At 72.6% G+C, this 915-nt stretch carries 1 protein-coding gene; it reads left to right on the top strand.

The genetic code is table 11. The features are described from left to right. Positions 1–254: 254 nt before the first annotated feature. Complete coding sequence (locus ACFV6I_RS39310; RefSeq protein ID WP_063348047.1) at positions 255–842, top strand: 50S ribosomal protein L25/general stress protein Ctc; 588 nt, start codon at positions 255–257, stop codon at positions 840–842. Positions 843–915 lie beyond the last annotated feature (73 nt).

The raw sequence follows: 915 nt of genomic DNA, 5'->3' as shown, positions 1-915 counted from the left end.
GATCGGACCGGGGCCGCCGCCGATTTCACGGGAGGCCGTTCATGCGGTTAGACTCGTGAAACTGCTCGGCGAGGGATGCCGTGTGCCTGCTTGCCGGGTGCCCGCTCCGTGATCGACGCGCTGCCGGTACCGGATTCCCGTCCGCCGGCAGAGGCCGTTACCGCCGAGTGACCCCCGAACGTACTGAGGGTGTGGTCCCGGCGGTTTTTCGCGTTGCCTGCACCCCCGCGCCAGTCTTCCCGAGGAGTGCAGTCGTGTCCGAGATCCGCATCGCCGCTGAGACCCGTTCCGAGTTCGGCAAGGGTGCCGCCCGTCGCGCCCGCCGCGCCGGCTTCGTCCCCGGTGTCGTCTACGGCCACGGCCACGCCCCGGTTCACCTGAACCTGCCGAGCCACGACCTGATGATGGCGCTCAAGACCCCGAACGCCCTGCTGGTCGTGCCGATCGAGGGCAAGGACGAGTACGTGCTGCCGAAGGCCGTCCAGCGCGAGGCCATCAAGCGCACCATCGAGCACGTCGACCTGCTGCTGGTCAAGCGCGGCGAGAAGGTCACCGTCGAGATCCCGGTCCTGACCGAGGGCGAGCTGGCCCCCGGCGGCAACCTGCTGGAGCACGTCCTCAACGCGCTGCCGATCGAGGCCGAGGCCACCCACCTGCCCGAGTCGGTCACCGTCTCGGTCGAGGGCCTGGAGTCCGGTGCCTCCGTCCTCGCCAAGGACATCGTCCTGCCGGCCGGCGTCACCCTGGCCGTCGACGCCGACGCCGTCGTGCTGCAGGTCATCGGCGCCCAGGCCGCCCCGGCCGAGGACGAGGCCGCCGAGGCCGAGGGCACCGAGGCCTGAGCCTCGCCCCACCAGCTGTGACCGCGGGGCCCCGGCCCGCCCCCCCCCGCGGGGCCGCGGCCCCCCCCCCCCC

Source organism: Kitasatospora sp. NPDC059803 (genome assembly GCF_042732255.1).
GTDB lineage: Bacteria > Actinomycetota > Actinomycetes > Streptomycetales > Streptomycetaceae > Kitasatospora.
This window is presented reverse-complemented; position numbering and strand designations above follow the sequence as displayed.